At 59.7% G+C, this 21,142-nt stretch carries 15 protein-coding genes and 1 pseudogene; 13 read left to right on the top strand and 3 right to left on the bottom strand.

All coding sequences use genetic code 11. The annotated features are described in order from the left end of the window. Positions 1-230: 230 nt before the first annotated feature. On the top strand, positions 231-944 hold the full coding sequence (locus LPU83_RS72255; protein ID WP_024314604.1) for a DUF899 family protein: 714 nt from the start codon (positions 231-233) through the stop codon (positions 942-944). A gap of 26 nt (positions 945-970) precedes the next feature. On the opposite strand, the gene LPU83_RS72250 is transcribed toward LPU83_RS72255, so the two are convergent. After that, positions 971-1,861, bottom strand: coding sequence for an AraC family transcriptional regulator (locus LPU83_RS72250; protein ID WP_024314605.1), 891 nt, complete (start codon positions 1,859-1,861; stop codon positions 971-973). A 202-nt stretch (positions 1,862-2,063) separates the two neighbouring features. Between LPU83_RS72250 and melA (LPU83_RS72245) the strand changes: the two genes are divergently transcribed. From melA (LPU83_RS72245) to LPU83_RS72190, 12 genes are all read left to right on the top strand, one after another. Continuing rightward, positions 2,064-3,530, top strand: coding sequence for an alpha-glucosidase/alpha-galactosidase (melA, locus tag LPU83_RS72245; RefSeq protein WP_024314606.1), 1,467 nt, complete (start codon positions 2,064-2,066; stop codon positions 3,528-3,530). Between the two features lie 123 nt (positions 3,531-3,653). After that, a complete protein-coding gene (locus LPU83_RS72240) occupies positions 3,654-5,741 on the top strand; it encodes an ABC transporter substrate-binding protein (RefSeq protein ID WP_024314607.1) in 2,088 nt (695 codons plus the stop codon). A gap of 111 nt (positions 5,742-5,852) precedes the next feature. Further along, on the top strand, positions 5,853-6,860 hold the full coding sequence (locus tag LPU83_RS72235; RefSeq protein ID WP_024314608.1) for an ABC transporter permease: 1,008 nt from the start codon (positions 5,853-5,855) through the stop codon (positions 6,858-6,860). A 1-nt stretch (position 6,861) separates the two neighbouring features. Further along, a complete protein-coding gene (locus tag LPU83_RS72230; protein ID WP_024314609.1) occupies positions 6,862-7,995 on the top strand; it encodes an ABC transporter permease in 1,134 nt (377 codons plus the stop codon). 10 nt (positions 7,996-8,005) lie between these two features. Next, on the top strand, positions 8,006-9,673 hold the full coding sequence (locus LPU83_RS72225) for an ABC transporter ATP-binding protein (RefSeq protein WP_024314610.1): 1,668 nt from the start codon (positions 8,006-8,008) through the stop codon (positions 9,671-9,673). A gap of 21 nt (positions 9,674-9,694) precedes the next feature. Beyond that, entirely contained in the window at positions 9,695-11,065 is a 1,371-nt protein-coding gene (gene melA, locus LPU83_RS72220) for an alpha-glucosidase/alpha-galactosidase (RefSeq protein WP_024314611.1), read from the top strand. A gap of 172 nt (positions 11,066-11,237) precedes the next feature. Continuing rightward, complete coding sequence (locus tag LPU83_RS72215; protein WP_024314612.1) at positions 11,238-12,164, top strand: ArsR/SmtB family transcription factor; 927 nt, start codon at positions 11,238-11,240, stop codon at positions 12,162-12,164. A 103-nt stretch (positions 12,165-12,267) separates the two neighbouring features. Further along, on the top strand, positions 12,268-13,836 hold the full coding sequence (arfA, locus tag LPU83_RS72210; RefSeq protein ID WP_024314613.1) for an arabinosylfuranosidase ArfA: 1,569 nt from the start codon (positions 12,268-12,270) through the stop codon (positions 13,834-13,836). 185 nt (positions 13,837-14,021) lie between these two features. Then, positions 14,022-15,122 carry an ABC transporter ATP-binding protein gene (locus LPU83_RS72205; RefSeq protein WP_024314614.1) on the top strand — a complete coding sequence of 367 codons (1,101 nt, stop codon included), beginning with the start codon at positions 14,022-14,024 and terminating at the stop codon, positions 15,120-15,122. After that, the gene (locus LPU83_RS72200; RefSeq protein WP_024314615.1) at positions 15,115-16,050 is read left to right on the top strand and encodes a carbohydrate ABC transporter permease; all 936 of its coding nucleotides are present in this window, start codon (positions 15,115-15,117) and stop codon (positions 16,048-16,050) included. Before LPU83_RS72205 ends, LPU83_RS72200 begins: the two co-directional genes overlap by 8 nt. Then, complete coding sequence (locus LPU83_RS72195) at positions 16,047-16,898, top strand: carbohydrate ABC transporter permease (RefSeq protein WP_024314616.1); 852 nt, start codon at positions 16,047-16,049, stop codon at positions 16,896-16,898. The genes LPU83_RS72200 and LPU83_RS72195 overlap by 4 nt, the downstream gene beginning before the upstream one ends. Positions 16,899-16,982: 84 nt before the next feature. After that, positions 16,983-18,308 carry an ABC transporter substrate-binding protein gene (locus LPU83_RS72190; protein WP_024314617.1) on the top strand — a complete coding sequence of 442 codons (1,326 nt, stop codon included), beginning with the start codon at positions 16,983-16,985 and terminating at the stop codon, positions 18,306-18,308. Positions 18,309-18,406: 98 nt separating this feature from the next. On the opposite strand, the gene LPU83_RS72185 is transcribed toward LPU83_RS72190, so the two are convergent. Then, the gene (locus LPU83_RS72185) at positions 18,407-19,609 is read right to left on the bottom strand and encodes an MFS transporter (protein ID WP_024314618.1); all 1,203 of its coding nucleotides are present in this window, start codon (positions 19,607-19,609) and stop codon (positions 18,407-18,409) included. 91 nt (positions 19,610-19,700) lie between these two features. Continuing rightward, positions 19,701-21,136, bottom strand: a pseudogene (locus LPU83_RS72180) (M81 family metallopeptidase). Between the last annotated feature and the right edge of the window lie 6 nt (positions 21,137-21,142).

Below are 21,142 nucleotides of genomic sequence, written 5' to 3'. Positions count from 1 at the left end.
GAAATCGGGTCAGGAAAGAGGGGTAGAAGTCTGAGGTGAACGATTATCCAAGTGGCTGCAACGGGCGATAGCGATGCCTGAAAATATGCGCCCGCAAGGTGCCGCAGTCGTATTTTTTTGGCCATCGTGTCGAATTTCCCGGTCGTCAAACGTTCCTTGTCTGAGTGGCGGACATCTTCACGCATGCCGCCGCAAGTCCGATCAACAACGCTTCAGAGGAGGATCCTGCGATGGACGCAAATAACCTTGTTTCTGCAAGGGAACTGGCCAGAAGAAACGGCCTCAGTTTTCCGAACGAAAGTCCCGAGTACCGACAGGCACGCGATGATCTCCTCGCCGAGGAAATCGAATTGCGCCGGCATATCGAGCGCGTTGCCAAGCAACGCCGGGCATTGCCGCTTGGTGGCCCGGTGACGAAGGACTACCGCCTTCAGGGGCCGGACGGCCAGATGACGTTGAAAGACCTGTTTGCGGACAAGCCGACACTGGTGATCTACAATTACATGTACGGGCCACAGCGTGAGCGACCATGCCCGATGTGCACCTCAATGCTGTCGGCACTTGACGGTGAGATCCCTGATATTCGCCAGCAGGTCGCCTTCGCCGTCGTTGCGCGCTCGCCGATCGAGCGGCTATTGGCTTTCAAGAAGGAGCGCGGCTGGCATCATTTGCCGCTCTACTGCGATACGACCGACGAGTTTAGCCGCGACTACCATGCCATCGGCGCTGATGGCAGTGATGATGCCGCCTACAACGTCTTCACGATCCGGGATGGTCGTATCCATCACTTCTGGAACCCGGAAATGGGGCCCGCAACCGCCGATCCCGGCCAGGATCCACGCGGCGCGCCGGACTTCATGCCGCTCTGGACCGTGCTCGACACGACGCCTGAAGGGCGACCGCCGACCTGGTACCCAAGCCTCACCTACAACACCACGCGGTAGGGTATGGCCGGCCTTGGACGCGAGCGTTAGCGTTGCCTGCCAACGCTCGCATACATGCCTGTGGTGCGGAATTCGGTCGGATTCGTGCCGTAGACGCGCCGGAACACCTTCGAGAAATAGTTGGCGTCCGCAAAGCCGGAGCGGATAGCCACCTCCTTGACGGGCATGTTGTCCGTCTTGGTCAGAAGCTTCACGGCGCGTTTGAGCCGCTTTTCCAACACGAACTCTGCCGGCGGCAGCCCTTCATTGGCGGCAAACATCCGCGAAAAATGCGCTCGGCTGAGACCGGCGATCTTCGCCAGATCCTCCACCGGCAGCGGGTGTTCAAGATTGCTCATGATGTAATCGATCACATGCTGCATCGTCCGGTACTCCTCGCTGAAGACCGGATGAGACCCAAAGACATCGTCATAAAGCGCCATGGCCGCTTCGTAGGCGATTGCCGAGGCAAGTCCCGGCGTCTCGGCGCCGTTGATCAGTCGCAGGCTGCAATCGGCCAGATGCGCGATCGTCCTTGGCTGCAGCTTCAGGACCGGACCAGTCACCGAAAGGATCGACCGGTGGATGCGCAGTGCTTCCTCGCCATTCATCGAGATCCAAAAGAATTCCCAGCGCTCGCCATCCTCGAGCCAGTAGCGGTGATTGTGCGGTACCAGAACCAGCAGCGTCTCGCCCTCCTTCACCCGAAGCTGGCGATTCTCATATCGCAAATTCCCTGCACCGCTGATCGTATGCTGCAGGACGGTAAAGGGCGTTTGCCCGCGCTTGCGGCCATCCCAGTCATATGTCGCATTCTCGCGGATCTCGTAGCCAGTGCTGGTCGGCATAGTGTGCAGGCTCTGGCGGCCGCGCGGCAGCGAGACCGTCCGCATGACCGGGCCGTTGTCAATCAAATTCTGCAGCACAATATTACCCATCAAAGCATAATCCTTCTCTGGCGGCGTCGCCGAATTTGCGCATAATCCTGCCTCAAGAGAGAGAACACCGCCAGCACCGAGGAGCGGCGGGGAGGGGAATAGGCAGAGTTTTTGGCCTTTTTTGACGTCGTGCGCAAGCCCGCGTGCTATTCTTCTTCTCATCGTTCAGCGCCGGCAATTTGATCGCATTGAGGCAAGGATCATGAGTTTCAAAATCGCTATCATCGGCGCGGGCAGCGTCGGCTTCACGAAAAAACTGTTCACCGACATCCTCTGCGTTCCGGAGTTCAGGGATGTGGAATTCGCTCTTACGGACATGAGCGATCACAATCTTCAGATGATCAAGCAGATCCTCGACACCATCGTCTCCTCCAACAAGCTGCCGACCAAGGTGACGGCGACAACCAACCGTCGCGAAGCGTTGACGGGTGCGCGCTACATCATCAGCTGCGTGCGCGTTGGTGGTCTGGAAGCCTATGCGGACGACATCCGCATTCCGCTCAAGTATGGTATCGACCAGTGCGTCGGCGACACGATCTGCGCCGGCGGCATTCTCTACGGACAGCGAAACATTCCCGTCATCCTCGACTTCTGCAAGGACATCCGCGAGGTTGCCGAGCCGGGTGCCAAGTTCCTGAATTATGCCAACCCGATGGCGATGAACACCTGGGCCGCGATTGAATATGGCAAGGTCGACACGGTCGGTCTTTGCCACGGCGTTCAGCATGGGGCCGAACAGATCGCCGAAGTGCTTGGCGCAAAGTCGCCTTCCGAACTCGACTATGTCTGCTCGGGCATCAACCACCAGACCTGGTTCGTCGATCTGCGCTTGAACGGCCGCAAGATCGGCAAGGACGAGCTCGTCGCAGCCTTCGAGGCGCATCCGGTCTTCTCGCAGCAGGAAAAGCTGCGCATCGACGTGCTGAAGCGCTTCGGGGTCTACTCGACAGAAAGCAACGGCCACCTGTCGGAATACCTGCCCTGGTATCGCAAGCGGCCGGATGAGATTACCAAGTGGATCGACATGTCCGACTGGATCCACGGCGAAACCGGCGGCTATCTGCGCCACTCCACCGAAACCCGCAACTGGTTCGAGACCGAGTTCCCGCAATTCCTGGAATCGGCATCCAAGCCGATCGATCCGGCCAAGCGTTCGAACGAGCATGCGAGCCATATCCTCGAGGCCCTGGAAACGGGGCGTGTCTACCGCGGCCACTTCAACCTCAAGAACAATGGGGTGATCACCAACCTGCCGTCGGATGCGATCATAGAATCGCCCGGCTTCGTCGATCGCTTCGGCATCAACATGGTCTCCGGCATCACCATTCCGGAAGCCTGCGCTGCCACCTGCATTGCGTCGATCAACGTGCAGCGCATGTCGGTACATGCAGCCCTCAGCGGTGATATCGACCTCCTGAAGCTTGCCGTGCTGCATGACCCGCTGGTCGGGGCTGTCGCAACCCCAGAAGAGGTCTGGCAGATGGTCGACGAAATGGTCATCGCCCAGGCGCGCTGGTTGCCGCAATATGCTGATGCGGTTCCCGCCGCCAAGGAGCGGCTGGCGAAATCGACCGTCAAGACCCGCGAGTGGGCCGGGGCGGCTCGCCGCAACGTGCGCTCGATTGACGAGTTGCGTGCCGAAAAGGCGGCGCTCAAGCAGGCCGTCTGAGTTCCCCGGAGAACGGGTGGTGATGGGGCTCCGGGAGGGACCCCATCGCCGCAAGCCCGTCGCCGGGTCGTTTGAGGAGAACCGGGGCAGCCGCAAGCGCCTCGAAACAAAAAGGGAGAGACGATGAGAAATTACCGCAACCTTGGCATCCTTGCCGGACTGGCGCTGAGCGTCTCGGTCTCGGGTTTGAGCGCCTATGCTTCCGAGCCGACAGCACCGCCTGTTCCACCGCAGTTCCCGGCGGAAGGCAAGATCAAATACGTCGCGAGAGATTCGATCGAAGAGTTCAAGGCGCTGCCTGAATATCACGAGCCAGACTGGGTGACGAAGAAATTTGTCGGTACCGGCAAGCTGCCGCCCGTCAAGGATCGCCTGCCCAAGGAACCTCTTGTCTTCAAGACGGGAAACATGGTGGATGGCCCCGGCGTCTACGGCGACACTCTTCGGCACGTCATCGGCGGCCGGCCAGAAGGCTGGAACTATGGTGCTGGCCAGACACAGGGCTGGGGCGGCATCGATATCGGCCTTTCCGAATGCCTGACGCGCACCGCACCACTCTTCCAGGTTCAGGCAAAGGACACCGAGCCGCTTCCGAACCTCGCCAAGAGCTGGGATTGGTCCGAGGACGGCCACAAGCTGACCATGCACCTGATCGAAGGCGCGAAATGGTCGGATGGCGTGCCCTTCAACGCTGACGACATTATGTTCTATTGGGACGATGAGGTCATCGACCCGAATGTCTCACCGCTCGGCGGCGGCGCATCGCCGGAAGCCTTCGGTGTCGGAACGACGCTGAAGAAGATCGACGATTACACCGTCGAATGGACCTTCAAGGACGCCTTCCCGAAGCAATATCTCTATACGATGTCCTACCCGAGCTTCTGCCCCGGTCCGGCGCATATCCTGAAGCCGCAGCATCCGAAGTACTCGAAAAACACCTACGACCAGTTCAAGAATGCCTTCCCTCCGGAATTCATGAACATACCCGTCATGGGTGCATGGGTGCCGGTCGAGTACCGCCCGGATGACATCATCGTGCTGCGCCGTAATCCCTATTACTGGAAGGTCGACGAGAAGGGCAACCAACTGCCTTACCTCAACGAGCTGCACTACAAGCTGTCGACCTGGGCCGACCGTGACGTGCAGGCAGTTGCCGGTTCCGGCGACTTTTCCAACCTGGAGCAGCCCGAAAACTTCGTGGCGTCGCTGAAGCGCGCTGCCGAAAAGACGGCACCGGCGCGTCTGGCCTTCGGACCGCGCCTGATCGGCTACAATATGCGCATGAACCTGTCTGCCAACGGCTGGGGCGATCCCGATGCCCGCGGTCAGGCGATCCGTGAACTGAACCGCAATGAAGACTTCCGCAAGGCGATCACCATGGGTCTCGACCGCAAGGCGATCGGTGACTCGCTCGTCAAGGGTCCGTTCACGGCGATTTATCCCGGTGGCCTGTCGTCGGGCACAAGCTTCTACGATCGCAAGTCCGTCGTCTACTATCCTTTCGACCTCAAGGGTGCCAAGGAACTGCTTGCCAAGGTTGGCTTGAAGGACACGGATGGTGACGGCTTCGTCAATTTCCCCGCCGGCACCGAAGGCGGCAAGAACGTTGAGATCGTCCTTCTCGTCAACAACCAGTATACGACCGACAAGAGCCTTGCCGAAGGCGTCGTCGGACAAATGGAAAAGCTTGGCTTGAAGGTCATCCTCAATGCTTTGGACGGTACAAAGCGTGACGATGCCCATTACAGCGGCCGCTTCGACTGGCTGATCCAGCGCAGCTCGCCGGAGCTTGCATCAGTGGTGCAAAATACCGAGCAGCTTGCGCCCGTGGGCCCACGTACGAGCTGGCAGCATCGCGCTGGCACCGACGGCAAGGTTGACCTGATGCCCTACGAAGAAAAGCTCGTGGACATCGTCACGAAGTTCCAGACGAGCCAGGACAACAACGAGCGTGTCGATCTTATGAAGCAGTACCAGAAGGTAGCGACCGAGAATGTCGATACGGTCGGGCTCACGGAATATCCAGGTGCGCTGATCATCAACAAGCGCTTCTCGAACGTGCCGGAAGGGACCCCGATCTTCATGTTCAATTGGGCCGAAGACTCCGTCATCCGCGAACGTCTGTGGGTGGCTGCCGACAAGCAGGGCAAGTACGAGCTGTTCCCCGAGCAGCTGCCTGGCAAGCCCGGTGACAAGGGCCCGGTCAACTAAGAGTTCCCTCCCAACCGAGGACTCCGGTCGCGCGTGAAGCGCGGCCGGGCAACGTCAACAAGCCGGCCGCACCGACAGGCGCGACTTGCGGCAAGGAGAGCGAACCGTCCGATGTTACGATTCCTGCTCGTGCGCATAGCCTCTGCGATACCCGTCCTCATCATTTTGAGCGTCGTGACCTTCGCGATCATCCAGGCGCCGCCCGGTGACTATGCCGACTACATCCGTTCGCAGCTGATCAATCAGAGTGGGGCCTCTTTTGCCCAGGCTGAGGAACAGGCTCAAGCCTATCGCGTCGAGCACGGCCTCGATCAGCCGATGGTCGTCCAGTATTTCAACTGGATCAAGGGTATCGTGACCAAAGGGGATTTCGGCTACAGCATGTTCTATAACAAGCCGGTCGCTGATGTCGTCAGCGAACGCCTGCCGCGCACTCTGGCGCTTGCCCTGGTTTGCCACATCTTTGCATCCGTGCTTGGCATCGGTTTTGGTATCTGGGCGGCAACCCGGCAATATTCCTGGATCGACAGCATGCTCTCGGGCGTCTCCTTCCTCGGCATGACGGTGCCGCGCTTCCTGATGGCGCTGATCATAGTCTACCTGCTCGTGTTCCAGTTCAACGTCTCGGAGATCGGCAGCTTCTTCTCGCCGCAGTATGGCGGAGCGCCGTGGTCCTGGGCGAAATTCGTCGATCTCGTCAGCCATGTGTGGCCAGTCGTCGCCATCGCCACCTTCGGCGGGCTCGCCTACAACATGCGCGTCATGCGCGGCAATCTGCTCGATACGCTGAATGCGCAATATGTTGAGACGGCCCGCGCCAAAGGTCTGTCCGGCGCCGCGGTCGTCATGCGTCATGCGGTGCCGAACGCGCTCCATCCACTCGTCATGTACCAGGGCGTCGTTCTTCCCTACATGCTGACCGGGGAAATCGAGACCGCGATCATCTTCTCGCTTCCAACCGTCGGACCGGCGATCGTCGGCTCCATGGCGATCGGCGACGTCTACGTGACGGCCACCTTCATGATGGTGCTCTCTGCCACACTGATCGTCGGCAACATCATCGCCGACATGCTGCTTGCCATGCTGGACCCACGCGTCCGCCAGTACGGAGGAGCCTGATATGCTCGCCTTCGATTCCGCTCCCCCGCCGCCGCGTGAAGAAGCCGTCAACAATGCGCCGCACGGCAATGAGAGCTACCTGGCGCTCGTCTGGCGGCGGTTAAGACGCTCCTGGACGGGAGTGATGGGCCTCGTCCTCGTTGGCTTGTTGCTCATCATGGCGATCTTTGCCGATTTCTTTGCGCCCATGGACCCGAAGGCCACCGATGTTGGCTTCGCGCCGCCGCAGGTCATGAGCTTCCATGACAGGGACGGCAATCTCACCTATCCGCCGCGTGTCTATGCGCTTGGTGAATCCGAAGAGCTCGATCCCGTCACCTTCCAGCCAATCGTCGGTCCTGACTACGACAATCCGCGCCTCCTCGGCTTTTTCGTGAAGGGTGCGGAATACAGGCTCTTTGGTCTCATCCCGGCGAGCCGCCACTTCTTCGGTTCAGTGGACGGCCAGCCGGTGCACTTTCTCGGAACCGACAAGTTCGGCCGTGACGTCCTCTCACGCGCCATCATCGGTTCGCGCATTTCACTGACGATCGCGCTTACCGTCGTCTTCATCGTGACGATGATCGGCACGACGGTCGGCATGGTATCAGGCTATTTCGGCGGCACCTTCGACACCTGGGTTCAGCGCTTCGTCGAAGTGGTGCTCGCCTTCCCGCAGCTGCCTCTTTATCTCGCCCTGACCTCGCTGATCCCGGTGACGGCGCCGACCAATGTCTTCCTCGGCTTCGTGATCATCGTCATGTCGGCGCTCGGCTGGGCACAGATGTCGCGCGAAGTGCGCGGCAAGACACTGGCGCTCGCCCGCATCGATTATGTGCGTGCCGCCATGGCGGTTGGCGCCACCGACCGGCGCATCATCTTCCAGCACATATTCCCGAACGTGATGAGCCACGTCATCGTCGCTGTCACGCTGCATATCCCGAGCGTCGTGCTGCTCGAGTCCTTCCTCGGCTTCCTTGGTTTTGCCGTGAAGCCGCCGCTGATCTCCTGGGGCTTGATGCTGCAGGACACCGCGAATTACTCGGTGATCGGCACCTATCCCTGGATCCTGGCGCCCGTCGGTTTCGTGCTGATCACCGTCTTTGCCTTCAATGCGCTGGGCGATGGTCTGCGCGACGCCGTCGATCCTTATTGAGGTAAAGAACATGGCCCTTGCACTCGTCAACTCCTTCGCGCCGCCCGTTCGCCTCGATCACGAGGGCCGCACTGAAAGCCCGATCATCGACGCCCGCAACATCGCCGTGAATTTCAAGGTCGAGCATGGCACGGTCGAGGCCGTGAAGGATATCTCCTTTCAGCTTTATCGTGGCGAAACGATTGCGATCGTCGGTGAATCCGGTTCGGGTAAATCCGTGACGGCCCGCACCGTCATGGGGCTGTTATCCAAGCGGGCGGTGGTCGCGCCGAAATCGACCGTCGAATATGACGGTGCCAATATCCTTCAGTTTTCCGAGCGCCAACGCCGCAAGCTACGCGGTGACCGTATCTCGATGATCTTTCAGGAACCGATGAGCTCGTTGAACCCGATCTACACGATCGGCAGCCAGATCGTCGAGGCAATCCGTGTTCATCGCAGGATGAGCAAGAAGCAGGCGCAAGCCCGCGCCTTGGAACTGCTGAAGCACGTTCAGATCCCGGATCCGGAGGCACGGCTCAACCAGTATCCGCATCAGCTTTCCGGCGGCCAGCGTCAGCGCGTGATGATCGCCATGGCACTTGCCAACGACCCCGATGTGCTGATCGCCGACGAGCCGACCACGGCGCTCGACGTTACTGTGCAGGCACAGATCCTCAACCTCATCCGCAACCTCCAGCAAGAGCTGCGCATGGCGGTGATCCTGATCACCCACGACCTGACGGTGGTGCGGCAGTTCTCCGACTATGTCTACGTGATGCAGCATGGCGAGATGCGCGAGCACAACACCACGGAAAAGCTCTTTGCCAATCCTCAGCACGCCTATACCAAGCACCTCCTCGGCTCCGAGCCTCGCGGTCAGGCCAATCCACTGCCGGAAGGATCGGATGTCATCCTGGAGGCCAGGGACGTGCGCGTCTCCTTCATGATGCGCCACGGCAGCTTCTTCAAACCACAGTTGAAGGAACTCGTTGCCGTCGATAGCCTGAACCTCACGCTTCGTCGCCATGAGACGCTGGGTCTGGTCGGTGAATCCGGTTCCGGCAAGACCACGTTCGGCCAGGCACTGCTCAGGCTGAACGATCCGGATGGTGGCGAAATCTTCTTCGACAAGCTGCCGATCCATGGCAAGTCGCGTTCGCAAATGCGACCGCTACGCTCGCGCATGCAGGTCGTCTTTCAGGATCCGTTCTCCTCGCTCAATCCGCGCATGACGATCGGGCAGATCATCGAAGAAGGGCTTGTCGTCAACAAGCTCGGTGCAACCAAGGCCGAACGGCTCGATCGCGTCCGCCAGGCGCTGATTGCGGCGGGCATGCCCGGCAATATCCTATCTCGCTTTCCGCACGAGTTTTCCGGCGGCCAGCGTCAGCGAATCGCCATTGCCCGCGCCATCGCGCTCGAGCCGGAATTCATCCTGCTCGACGAGCCGACCTCGGCACTCGATCTGTCGGTCCAGGCGCAGATCATCGAACTGCTGCGCAGGCTGCAGGACGAACGGGGTCTCAGCTACCTCTTCATTTCGCACGATCTCAAGGTCGTGCGTGCCCTCTGCCACCGGGTGATTGTCATGCAGAATGGCAAGATCATGGAAGAGGGACCCGTCAACGACGTTCTCACCAATCCCAAGACCGCCTACACGGAACGGCTCGTCAAAGCCGCTTTCGAGGTCTCCTGATTGCACATGCCGGAGGTTATAATGGCAAGAAATCCCAAGATCACATTCATCGGCGCTGGCTCCACTGTCTTCATGAAGAACATCATCGGCGACGTGCTGCAGCGCCAGGCGCTGTCGGGTGCGACGATCGCACTGATGGACATCAATCCGCAGCGGCTTGACGAAAGCGCCATCGTCGTCAACAAGCTGATCTCGACGCTTGGGGCAAAGGCGAAGGCCGAGACCTATTCGGACCAGCGCAAGGCGCTTGCCGGTGCCGACTTCGTGGTCGTCGCCTTCCAGATCGGCGGCTACGAACCCTGCACCGTTACCGATTTCGAGATCCCGAAGAAGTACGGCCTGCGCCAGACGATCGCCGACACGCTCGGCGTCGGCGGCATCATGCGCGGCCTTCGCACCGTGCCGCATCTGTGGAAGATCTGCGAGGACATGCTTGCCGTCTGCCCTGAGGCGATCATGCTGCAATATGTCAATCCAATGGCGATCAACACATGGGCGATTGCGCAGAAGTATCCTGATATCAAGCAGGTTGGCCTTTGCCACTCGGTGCAGGGCACTGCGATGGAACTGGCGCACGACCTCGACATTCCCTACGAGGACATCCGTTACCGTTCCGCCGGCATCAACCACATGGCCTTCTACTTGAAGTTCGAACATCGCCAGCCGGATGGTTCCTACAAGGATCTTTATCCAGATCTGGTGCGCGCCTATCGCGACGGCCGCGCGCCGAAACCCGGCTGGAACCCGCGCTGCCCGAACAAGGTGCGCTACGAGATGTTGACGCGGCTTGGCTATTTCGTCACCGAGAGCTCGGAGCATTTTGCCGAGTACACGCCGTACTTCATCAAGGACGGGCGCGAGGATCTGATCGAGAAGTTCGGCATTCCGCTCGATGAATATCCAAAGCGCTGCATCGAACAGATCGAGCGCTGGAAGGGGCAGGCGGAAGCCTATCGTTCGGCCGACAAGATCGAGGTCAAGCAGTCGAAGGAATATGCCTCCTCGATCATCAACTCGGTCTGGACCGGCGAGCCCTCGGTGATCTATGGCAACGTCCGCAACAATGGCTGCATCACCTCGCTGCCCTACAACTGCGCCGCCGAAGTGCCGTGCCTGGTCGACGCGTCGGGCATCCAGCCAACCTTTATCGGCGACCTGCCGCCGCAGCTGACGGCGCTCATGCGCACCAACATCAACGTCCAGGAACTGACGGTCCAGGCGCTGATGACCGAGAACCGCGAGCATATCTACCACGCCGCAATGATGGACCCGCACACCGCAGCCGAACTCGACCTCGACCAGATCTGGTCCATGGTGGACGATCTGCTCGCCGCCCACGGCGACTGGTTGCCGGCATGGGCACGCACCGGCAAAAAGGTTCAGGCCGCCTGACCATCTCTCTCCCGGTCACGGCCCCAAGAGGTCCCGCGGCATCGTCGCGGGACTTTTGACGTCCGGGCGTCCCAGCGCTCAACGACCGTTGGTTCGCCGCGCAATTGATTAAATCAATATCTCTGATATAGAACGAGATTGTTCATTCTTAATCTTTGCCGATCGGAACCCCATGAGCCGCAATTTTCTTGTCGTCGACCCCGAAGAAGGTATGCCCATTCTCAAGGGCCTAGCCTCGCCGGCGCGGGTGGCGGTGCTGAAGCTTTTGCATGAGAAGGGGGCGCTTAACGTCAACGAAATCGCTGATATCCTTGATCTGCCGCAGTCCAGCGTCTCGACCAACGTGCAGATGCTGGAAGAGGCGGGGCTGATCCACACGGAAACCCTAAAGGCCCGCAAGGGCAATCAGAAGGTCTGCCGTAGCGTTTACGATGAAATCCTCGTCGTCTTCAAGAATGAAATCAAGGAAACCGAACCGGACGGGATCGAGGTGTCGATGCCGCTCGGGCTATATACGAGCTTCGAGGTGACGGCGCCTTGCGGGCTCTGTTCAGCCGATGGCATCATTGGGCTGCTCGATGTTCCCAATACCTTCCTTGATCCGGACCGCATGAAGACCGGGCTCATCTGGTTCACGCGGGGCTATGTCGAGTATCAGTTTCCCAACAATGCGCGACTGACGAATACCAGCATTCGTGAGATCGAATTCGTCATGGAGTTGAGCTCCGAAGTTCCTGGCACCAGTGCCGACTGGCCCTCCGACATCACGCTTTCGGTCAATGGTGCCGAGATTGGAACTTGGACATCTCCCGGCGATTTTGGCGACAAACGCGGGGTCTTCACCCCCGACTGGTGGAAGCTGAAGGGCTCACAATACGGCAAGCTGAAGAACTTTCGCATCAATGACGAGGGCGCTTTCGTTGACGGTTTGCGCATCTCCAACACGACGCTGAACGCTCTCAGACTATCGGAACATCACTCGATCCGGCTGCGCATCGGCGTCCACGACGACGCCAAACATCCGGGCGGCATCAACATCTTTGGCCGTGGCTTTGGCAACTACGATCAGGACATCGTGATGCGTCTCAAGACGCGGTGAACCTATTCGATATGAATTTTACGCTTGACCGCGCATCAGGCTTCCGCTTTATTCATCTTAAATTGTGATACAAATCACAAATAGCGATATAGTGGAGGATAGCATGAAGGCCGCGGTCACAGCGCACAGCAAATACACGATCTCTGACATCGATCCGCGCCTCTATGGTTCGTTCATCGAGCACCTCGGTCGCGCCGTCTACACCGGCATCTATGAACCCGACCACCCGACCGCCGACGAAAACGGCATGCGCAAGGACGTCATCGAGCTCGTTAAGGAGCTGAACGTCCCGATCGTACGTTATCCCGGCGGCAACTTCGTTTCTGCCTACAATTGGGAAGACGGCATCGGCCCGAAGGAGAGCCGCCCGACGCGCCTCGATCTTGCCTGGCATACCTGCGAAAGCAACAAGGTCGGCATCCATGAATTCGCCGATTGGTGCACCGCGGCCAACACCGAGATGATGCTTGCCGTCAACCTCGGTTCGCGTGGCCTCGATGAGGCGCGCAACTTCCTCGAATATGTCAATCATTCCGGCGGCAGCGAATGGAGCGACAAGCGCATCGCCAACGGCCGCGCCGAGCCTTGGGATGTCAAGCTATGGTGCCTCGGCAACGAGATGGACGGACCCTGGCAAATTGGCCACAAGACAGCCGACGAATATGGCCGGCTGGCGCATGAAACCGCCAAGGCCATGCGTGCCTTCGACAGCTCGCTCGAACTCGTCGTCTGCGGCTCGTCCAATGCTCATATGCCGACCTATCCGGAATGGGAAGCGACCGTCCTCGATCATACCTACAACGAGGTCGATTACATCTCGCTCCACATGTATTTCGAAAACCGCGCCAAGAACACGGCCAACTATCTCGCCCGCAGCATCGAACTCGACAATTACATCGGGACGGTCGCAGGTGTGATCGACTACATCAAGGCGAAGAAGCGCTCCTCCAAGAACGTCTACATCTCCTTCGATGAGTGGAATGTCTGGTATCACTCCAAGGAGCGCGACAAGGCGACGCTCGCCGGCGCGAACGGCTGGCCGCATGCGCCGGCACTGCTGGAAGACGACTACAATTTCGAGGACGTTCTGCAGGTCGGCTGCATCCTCAATACCTTCATCAATCGTGCCGATGTCGTGAAGATCGCCTGCCTGGCGCAGCTCATCAACGTGATTGCGCCGATCATGACGGTTCCGGGCGGTCCGGCGTGGCGCCAGACGATATTCTATCCCTACTATTTCGCCTCCGTCTACGGACGCGGCACAGCGCTGAAGCTGATGGTCGACAGCCCGACCTACAGGGTCGACGACCTCGGTGACGTTCCCTACCTTGACGTCTCAGCCGTGCATGATGCGGACAAGAAGACGGTGACCTTCTTCATCGTCAACCGCCATGGCGCCGAAACACTCGATCTCGACGTGAGCCTGCTCGAATTCGGCGCCTTGCGGGTCATCGACGATCAGGTCGTCTCTCATAGTGATCTTAACATCACCAACACCGCCGACGCGCCCGATAATGTGGTGGCGAAGGCGGTTACGGGGACGAGTGTCGTGGATGGCAAGCTCAGCGCAAGGATCGCGCCGCTCTCCTACCGGATGATCCGGCTTCACGCCTATTTCAAACCCGTATTTCCGATACATATCAAAAGATATGTTGACAATACAATTGTATGATTTAACGTCAGCGCACCGGTTTTGACGTGCCACTGGGAGGAAGAGATGGAAGCGAGCGCTTCTGTTTTGGCACTATCACTGACTGAGGGCAGCCCGTTTCTCAAGGCGGGCGCATTCTCGGCAGAAACATGCCAGCCACGTTTTCATATCGGCTTTTCGGGTCCTGACTGCACAGGAGCAGTCCGATGACGGCCAATATCGAAATTCAGAATGTGAGCAAGCGATACGGCTCGATAACTGTCCTTGATGGCTTGTCGCTGTCGATCAAGGCGAATGAGTTCATGGTCTTCCTCGGTCCATCCGGCTGCGGAAAGTCGACGCTACTGCGCATGATCGCAGGGCTGGAAAGCGTCGACGAGGGCACGATCTCGATCAATGGCGAGCGCATCGATACGCTGCCGCCTGGGCAGCGCGACATTGCCATGGTTTTCCAGTCCTACGCGCTCTATCCGCACATGACGGTGGCTGACAACATGGCCTTCGGACTACGCAACATCAACGTGTCTAGCGATGTGATCTCGGCACGCATTGCTGAAGCCGCCCGGATGCTGGAGATCAGCCACTTGCTCGAGCGCAAGCCGGGCCAGCTTTCCGGCGGTCAGCGCCAGCGCGTTGCCATCGGCCGCGCCATCGTCAAGGAACCGAAGGCGTTTCTCTTCGACGAGCCGCTGTCGAACCTTGATGCGGCGTTGCGCGTTCGTACCCGTGTCGAGCTCGCGCAGCTTCGCAATCGCGTCAGATCGACGATGATTTTCGTCACGCATGATCAGATCGAGGCGATGACGCTCGCCGACCGCATTGTCGTCATGAACAATCGCAAGATCGAGCAGATCGGCACGCCGATGGAGATCTATTCGCGTCCGGCAAGCCGTTTCGTCGCCACCTTCGTCGGATCCCCGACGATGAACTTCCTGTCGGCTGGCCTGTCGGAAGAGAACGGCTTCGTGCGCGCCAAGCTGGCTGATGGTAGCGAACTGCAGACAGCGATCCGTGCCAATGGGGTGAAGGCGGGCGAATATAGCCTCGGCATCCGCGCCGAAGCCGTCAAGCTTGCAAACGGCATCGCTGCGACGACGACTGGCAAGGTGGATGTACTCGAACGCCTTGGCGACCGCACGCTTCTCTATACCCGTCTCAAGGATGGCAGCGTCATCGTTGCCGAGGATATCGGCAACAGCCGCGTCGCGATCGGCGACGAGGTGGCACTGACGCTCGACGGGACGCGCACGCATCTCTTCGACGACGCCGGTCACGCCTGGCACAACGAGGAGGCTGGTCATGGCTGAGGCGGCGCTTTCCTCCGCCCGGCCTGCCGCCGGCATCGCCGCCCGGCAGACGGTGCAGAATATCAATGCGCCGCTCTGGCGCAACACTCTCTTCGTCGCGCCCTACCTCTGCTTTTTCGTGACCCTGCTTGTCGTGCCACTGTTCTGGGGCATCTGGCTCAGCCTCCACAAGGCGGATGCCTTCGGCATCGGCCGGTTTGTCGGGATTGATAACTATGCCAGGCTCTTCAGGGACAAGATCTTCATCCAGGCGGTCGGCAATACCTTCTACTTCGTGCTTTTGACGGTCCCGACGCTCGCCATCATCGGCCTGCTTCTGGCGCTTGCCCTGAACCGCAAGACGAAGGTGGCAGCGGCGCTGCGCGCCGTCTATTTCTCGTCTTCCGTCTTGTCAGTGACGATCGTCACGCTGATATGGCGCATCGTCTTCATCGGCAATTTCGGCCTGCTTGCCACCATCTATGGCTGGTTCGGCCTGCCGGCCCCCGCCTTCCTCTCCAATCCGAACCTTGCGATGATCGGCATCGCGGTTGCGACCGTCTGGTGGTGCATCGGCCTGCCGATGATGCTGTTCCTGTCGGCACTGCAGCAGGTGCCGGCCGAAATCTATGAAGCCGCTGCCCTCGACAATGCCAGCCGCTGGCGCACGCTGTGGTACATCACGCTGCCATCGATCCGGCGCACCTTCGTGCTCGTGCTCATCATTCAGGTCGTGCTGCAATTCCAACTGTTTGGCCAGGCGAAGCTGATGACACTCGGCGGCCCAAACAATGTGTCGAAGCCGATCGTGCTCTACATCTATGAAGCCGCCTTTACCAAGTGGGACCTCGGCCTCGGGGCCGCCGCCTCCGAAATTCTCTTCATACTGATCCTGATTGCTGCGATGGCGCAGTACTTCATTTCGCGCCGCAAAGGAGAGGAAGGATGAGTGCTGTTTCCGGTGGCAGCATGGTCGGTCGCTCGACCGGCGATCGCGTGATCCTCATCCTGGCAGTCGTCTGCGCGCTGATCATGATGGCGCCGGTGCTGTGGGTGATTGCGCTCTCGCTCAAGGACAACAAGGAACTGATGGCGGACATGAATTCCGTCTTCCGTGCGCCTTACACGATCAAAAACTATATCAATATCCTGGCGACTTCGTCGGTATTCCGCTGGATCTTGAACAGCGTCATCGTCGCCGGCGGCTTGACGATCTTCACACTGATCTTGTCGTCGCTTGCCGGCTACGGCTTCGCACGTCTGAACTTTCCGTTCCGCAACACGCTCTTCATCATCGTGTTGCTCGGCCTTGCGATCCCCGAGCAGGCGGTCCTCATCGCTCGCCACCAGATCTTCAGCTGGCTGAAGTTCCACAACACCTATCACGGGCTGATCCTCCCAGGATTGTCGGCGCCCTTCGGCGTGTTCTTAATGACGCAGTACTTCCGCGCCATCCCCAAGGAACTCGACGAGGCGGCGCTCTTGGACAATGCCAGCCGCTTCAAGATCTTCTGGAAAGTGCTCCTGCCGCTGACGATTCCCGCCCAGGCGACGCTTGGCATCTTCACCTTCCTCGGCGCCTGGAACGATTACTTCTGGCCGCTGATCTCCGGCACCAAGAAGGAAATGTATACGCTGACGATCGGGATCGCTTCATCGCAGACCAACTTTGCACAGTCGGAAGGTCTCGGCTTCCTGATGTCGCAGGCTGTCTTTGCCGGTGCCCCGGTCCTCGTTTTCTACCTGTTCTTCCAGAAATACATCGTGACGGCAGTGTCTGGCGCCGCCGTGCGCTGACGCTGACCTTGCGATGACGTCGCAACCGGCTCCCGGGGAGGGGGCTTAGCCAAGGGTCGAAGACCCAATGAGGAGGAGATGGAAATGACGCATACCTTGAGAAAATACATGCTGGCGGCGGCCTCGGTGATTGCCCTTGCCGGCACAAGCCCGGCTTATGCTGCCACCGAACTCACCGTGCAGCGCTTCTTCGGCGCCTGCGATGCAGATTTCGGCACCAATACCGACGTCAGCAAGGCGGTCGGCGAATGCGGCATCATCACCTCGCTCATCAACAAGTTCAACGCGGACAATCCGGATGTGCATGTGACGGTGACGACCGTCGAATGGCCGGGCTACGATCAGCTGACGGCGCAGTTCGCCGCCGGCGATCCGCCTGACATTGTCACCGTCCACCAGTCGGTGCTTGCCGATTATCAGTCCAAGGGCCTGCTGATGCCACTCGACGACGTGATGAAGTCTGTTGGTGTCGCCTCCACCGACTTTACCGACGCCAGCTTGAACGGCGTCACCAAGGACGGCAAGATCTACGGCCTGCCCATCGACAGCTGGACCATGCTGTACCACATTAATATGGACCTCTTCAAAAAGGCCGATCTGGTCAATGCCGACGGCACGCCGAAGTTGCCGACCAGCGTCGACGAGCTCTTGGCGCAGGCCAAGCAGTTCAAGGAAAAGACCGGCAAGCCTTACTTCGTCCAGAACCTGGCGAATGAAGTCGCGCTCTATACCCGCAATCTCTATACGTATCTGTTCCAGCAGGATTCCAACTTCTTTGCCGATCCGAAGCAGGTCAAGATCAATACGCCCGAGGCCAAGAAGGTCCTCGAGATGTACAAGGCGATCTACGACAACGGCTACACCACCAAGGATCTGGACTATGCGGCCGGCATCAATGCCTTTCTCGCAGGCGAGGGCGGTGTTCACCTGAACGGCACCTGGGTCATCGGTGACTACACGGCATCGTCCGAAAAGTCCGGTACCGCGCTCAACGCCGGCGGCTATGCCGTCTATCCCTATCCGCAGCTCTTCCCGGGCAAGAAGGCGCAATACGCCGACGGCCACAGCTGGGCCGTCTCGCAAAAGGACCGATCCGAGGATGAGACCGCGGCCATCGGGAAGTTCTTGAAGTTTTTCCATGACAACGATTTCGACTGGTCGCGCACCGGCCATTTGCCAGCTGTCAAGGCGGTGTTGGATTCCGATCAGTTCAAGGCCCTGCCGCATCGCGACACGATTTCGGCGATCGCCACGCTCGGCACGCCGCTTCCGTCTACCGTCCAGCGCCAGTTCGCGATCCAGGACATTATTGGCCAGGAAATGAGCGCGGCGATCACCGGCCAGAAGGAGATCGATGCAGCCCTTACCGACATGGAACAGCGCATCAACGAGCTGCTCGCCAACATCTGAGGCTCACACTCTCTCCCGAGCCTTTGAGCAGATGCCCGCCGCCGGTCTCGCGGCGGGCATTTTCGGTTACGTGGCTCGCCGTGAAAACATTGACCGTCTCAGCGCCGTCGTTTGGCGCCATCGAAGAAGAGCAGCAGGAAAAGACCCGAGAGGCCCGCCACAGCACCGATGATTGCCGTTCCGGAATAGCCGCTGACGCCGGTGCCGATCGCAAACAGAAGCGCGCTCAGTCCCGCACTCAGGAAAATGTTGACGGATATCAGCGCACTGCCGAGACCCGGCCGCTCGGCTATCAGATCCTGCAGATAGGTGATTGGGATGCTGATGAGGGCCGCGGCGCCGATTCCACTGATGAGGGTCAAGGCATAGACATGCCACGGCGCGGAGGCAAAGCCGAGCAACACGAGGTACACAACGTAGATGATCGTGCCGATCGCCAGGGCCGCGACGTGGTTCATGATCCGTTGGACACGCCCCCAGACGACGATAAAGACCACTTCGAGGAAAGCGACGATGCCGACCAGGATCCCGACATCGCCGACCGTGCCGTGCGCGGATCCAGTCACGATCAGCGGCAGGATGGCGCCGTTCACGTGAAGAGTACTGCTGATCAGCGACACTGCAATCACGCGGATGAAGACGCGCGGCGAGATGACTTCTGCAAGCGCGGCGAGATAGGAAAGATGGCGCGTTGCCGCCTTGTCGGTGCCGCTTTGGCGCGGCAGGAATGCCGCGATCAGGCCAAGACACACCATGCAGGCGAGGGTGGCCAAGAGATAGGCCGGCAGCATGCTGGTCGAGCGCGCCAGGAGGACACCGACAAACCCGGGCACGAGCACCCAGGAAAGCGAGATCATCGCCCTCACGCCTGAGTTGACCGTGGCAACGTCACCGCGCGGCATGCCGATGGTGGTCGCGCGCACATTGGCGAAGAGCAAGGAATTCAGTGCGTTATAGATCGGCAGCAGCACTAGCGCACTGAAGATGAACGTTGCCTGCGCGGGAAAGAGATAGACCGCGCCGTAACCGAAGATGCCAAAAACGGCAACCGAAAGCATCAGCGGACGATACTCGCCAAGTCGGTCGGCAAGATTGCCAAGCAGGATGCTGATGGTGACGTTGACGGCTGCAGCTGCGAATATCAGCGCCGAGTACAGGCTGTTGCTCAAACCGAGTTCGCGAATGCCAATGACGGATTGATATGGCGAGGTCGCCGCCCCCGCAAAGCCAAAGGCGAAGATCGCAAGCATGCTGACCCGGATTGTCGGGTTGCGGAATACATCAGGCAGGAATCGGGTCATGATTGGGATCAGGGTGGCAAACACCCGGTGGTGCGGATGAAGGGCGCCTTAGCAGGTTCGGCGCAACGCCGAAACCTGCCGGGACAAAAAATCAGTCTTGCCAGCGCGCAGAAAGGCGCGCCCGCGGTGCGTAGTCAAAGTCGCGATCGAACGGGAAGGCCGGTCGGGTGCGTCGCCTGCTGACCAGACCTTCGATATCCTGGTTGACGACGCCCTGCGTCAAAGCCATCAGGTTCGGATTGGCAATTGGCGCCAGCTCCGGAGAAAGATAGCCGGACTTCACCACCAGCATGCGCACCGATTTCGGATCGAGGCCAAGGCGTGTGAAATCGGTGATATTGTGATAGGGGCGCCGTCGCGCTGCGAGCACGACCGTAATGCCTGAAGTCCTCACCACTGCCTGGCGCTCGGCCGCAGCGCCAGGGTCGTCGAGGAAGACGACATCGGCTTCAATGTGGACAGGCACGCTCGACGGGTCGAGGGTTGCGCCGATGTCCAGCTCGATCCTTGCGCCCTTGCCGACGGCAAAGCATGCCGCGACGGCCGGCCGGTCGACAATGCCGGCAAGCAGCGCTCCGTCAAATCTACGGGCCAGCAATGCCTTGAGGACGTCAGCCCGATCGCCAACGCCGCCGCCGGTCGGATTGTCAGCAGAATCGGCAAGGACCACGGGCGCCGTCGACGCGTTCTCGGCAATGTCGAGCATGGCGTCAAGCACACCGGTCACTGGACCAAAGGCGAAGTCATCGCGCGCATTCCAGTAAGAAAGCGCGAGCTCTTCTGCAGCTTGCGCTGCCGCCCGCTTGTCGGTCGCTGTGACGATCGCGCAGGCAGTCGCCCGAGGCTCGTCCGCCCACACATAGCCGATCATCAGATTGGCATCGAGGATGCCGTCACGCTGATCGACGTCGGGCAACATCCCGTAGAGGCGCTTTGCAGGCTCGACCTCGGTTGATGTTCGCTCCCCCGGCCAGAGAACGGGCACTGGCGCCCAAGCTACACCCGGCCGCTTGCCTGTCCTCAAGGCGTCGACCAGCATCGACCAGGCACGCACCATCGTATCCCGAACATCGATATGCGGGGCGGTGCGATAGGCCGCGAATATGTCGAGTTGGTCGACGATCTTCTGGCTGACATTGCCGTGCAGATCGTAGCTTGCTGCGATCATGCAGTCCGGACCAACGACCAAACGGGCGGCCGCAATCCAGTCTCCCTCGGCGTCGTCCATTCCCTCGACATTGATGGCGCCATGCATGGCAAGGTAGAGACCGTCGACTGGCAAGGCACCTTGCAGACGATCGAGAAACTCCGCCTTGAATGTCTCGTAGGCGGCCCGTGACACCGGGCCACCGGGCACGCGCGTGCATGCAGAAGCGGAAGATGCTCAATCTCGTGCGCATTGAGAAAGCTGAAATAGTCCGAGCCAAGAAGGTCCTCTGCGCGAAGGACGCGGAAATCCTCGATTGTCACTAGCACCGGCGAATAAGTGCTGCATTCCGTGTGAATTCCGCCGACCGCGATCCGCATCGCCGA

The organism is Rhizobium favelukesii (genome assembly GCF_000577275.2).
Taxonomy (GTDB): Bacteria; Pseudomonadota; Alphaproteobacteria; order Rhizobiales; family Rhizobiaceae; genus Rhizobium; species Rhizobium favelukesii.
This window is presented reverse-complemented; position numbering and strand designations above follow the sequence as displayed.

What these genes read in the sequence shown, in the direction of transcription:
- LPU83_RS72190 (WP_024314617.1), top strand. Translation starts at nt 16,983, where the DNA reads ATGACGCATACCTTGAGAAAATACATGCTGGCGGCGGCCTCGGTGATT.
- melA (WP_024314611.1), top strand. Translation starts at nt 9,695, where the DNA reads ATGGCAAGAAATCCCAAGATCACATTCATCGGCGCTGGCTCCACTGTC.
- LPU83_RS72255 (WP_024314604.1), top strand. Translation starts at nt 231, where the DNA reads ATGGACGCAAATAACCTTGTTTCTGCAAGGGAACTGGCCAGAAGAAAC.
- LPU83_RS72195 (WP_024314616.1), top strand. Translation starts at nt 16,047, where the DNA reads ATGAGTGCTGTTTCCGGTGGCAGCATGGTCGGTCGCTCGACCGGCGAT.
- LPU83_RS72200 (WP_024314615.1), top strand. Translation starts at nt 15,115, where the DNA reads ATGGCTGAGGCGGCGCTTTCCTCCGCCCGGCCTGCCGCCGGCATCGCC.
- LPU83_RS72240 (WP_024314607.1), top strand. Translation starts at nt 3,654, where the DNA reads ATGAGAAATTACCGCAACCTTGGCATCCTTGCCGGACTGGCGCTGAGC.
- LPU83_RS72185 (WP_024314618.1), bottom strand. Translation starts at nt 19,609, where the DNA reads ATGACCCGATTCCTGCCTGATGTATTCCGCAACCCGACAATCCGGGTC.
- LPU83_RS72215 (WP_024314612.1), top strand. Translation starts at nt 11,238, where the DNA reads ATGAGCCGCAATTTTCTTGTCGTCGACCCCGAAGAAGGTATGCCCATT.
- LPU83_RS72250 (WP_024314605.1), bottom strand. Translation starts at nt 1,861, where the DNA reads ATGGGTAATATTGTGCTGCAGAATTTGATTGACAACGGCCCGGTCATG.
- LPU83_RS72205 (WP_024314614.1), top strand. Translation starts at nt 14,022, where the DNA reads ATGACGGCCAATATCGAAATTCAGAATGTGAGCAAGCGATACGGCTCG.
- melA (WP_024314606.1), top strand. Translation starts at nt 2,064, where the DNA reads ATGAGTTTCAAAATCGCTATCATCGGCGCGGGCAGCGTCGGCTTCACG.
- LPU83_RS72225 (WP_024314610.1), top strand. Translation starts at nt 8,006, where the DNA reads ATGGCCCTTGCACTCGTCAACTCCTTCGCGCCGCCCGTTCGCCTCGAT.
- arfA (WP_024314613.1), top strand. Translation starts at nt 12,268, where the DNA reads ATGAAGGCCGCGGTCACAGCGCACAGCAAATACACGATCTCTGACATC.
- LPU83_RS72235 (WP_024314608.1), top strand. Translation starts at nt 5,853, where the DNA reads ATGTTACGATTCCTGCTCGTGCGCATAGCCTCTGCGATACCCGTCCTC.
- LPU83_RS72230 (WP_024314609.1), top strand. Translation starts at nt 6,862, where the DNA reads ATGCTCGCCTTCGATTCCGCTCCCCCGCCGCCGCGTGAAGAAGCCGTC.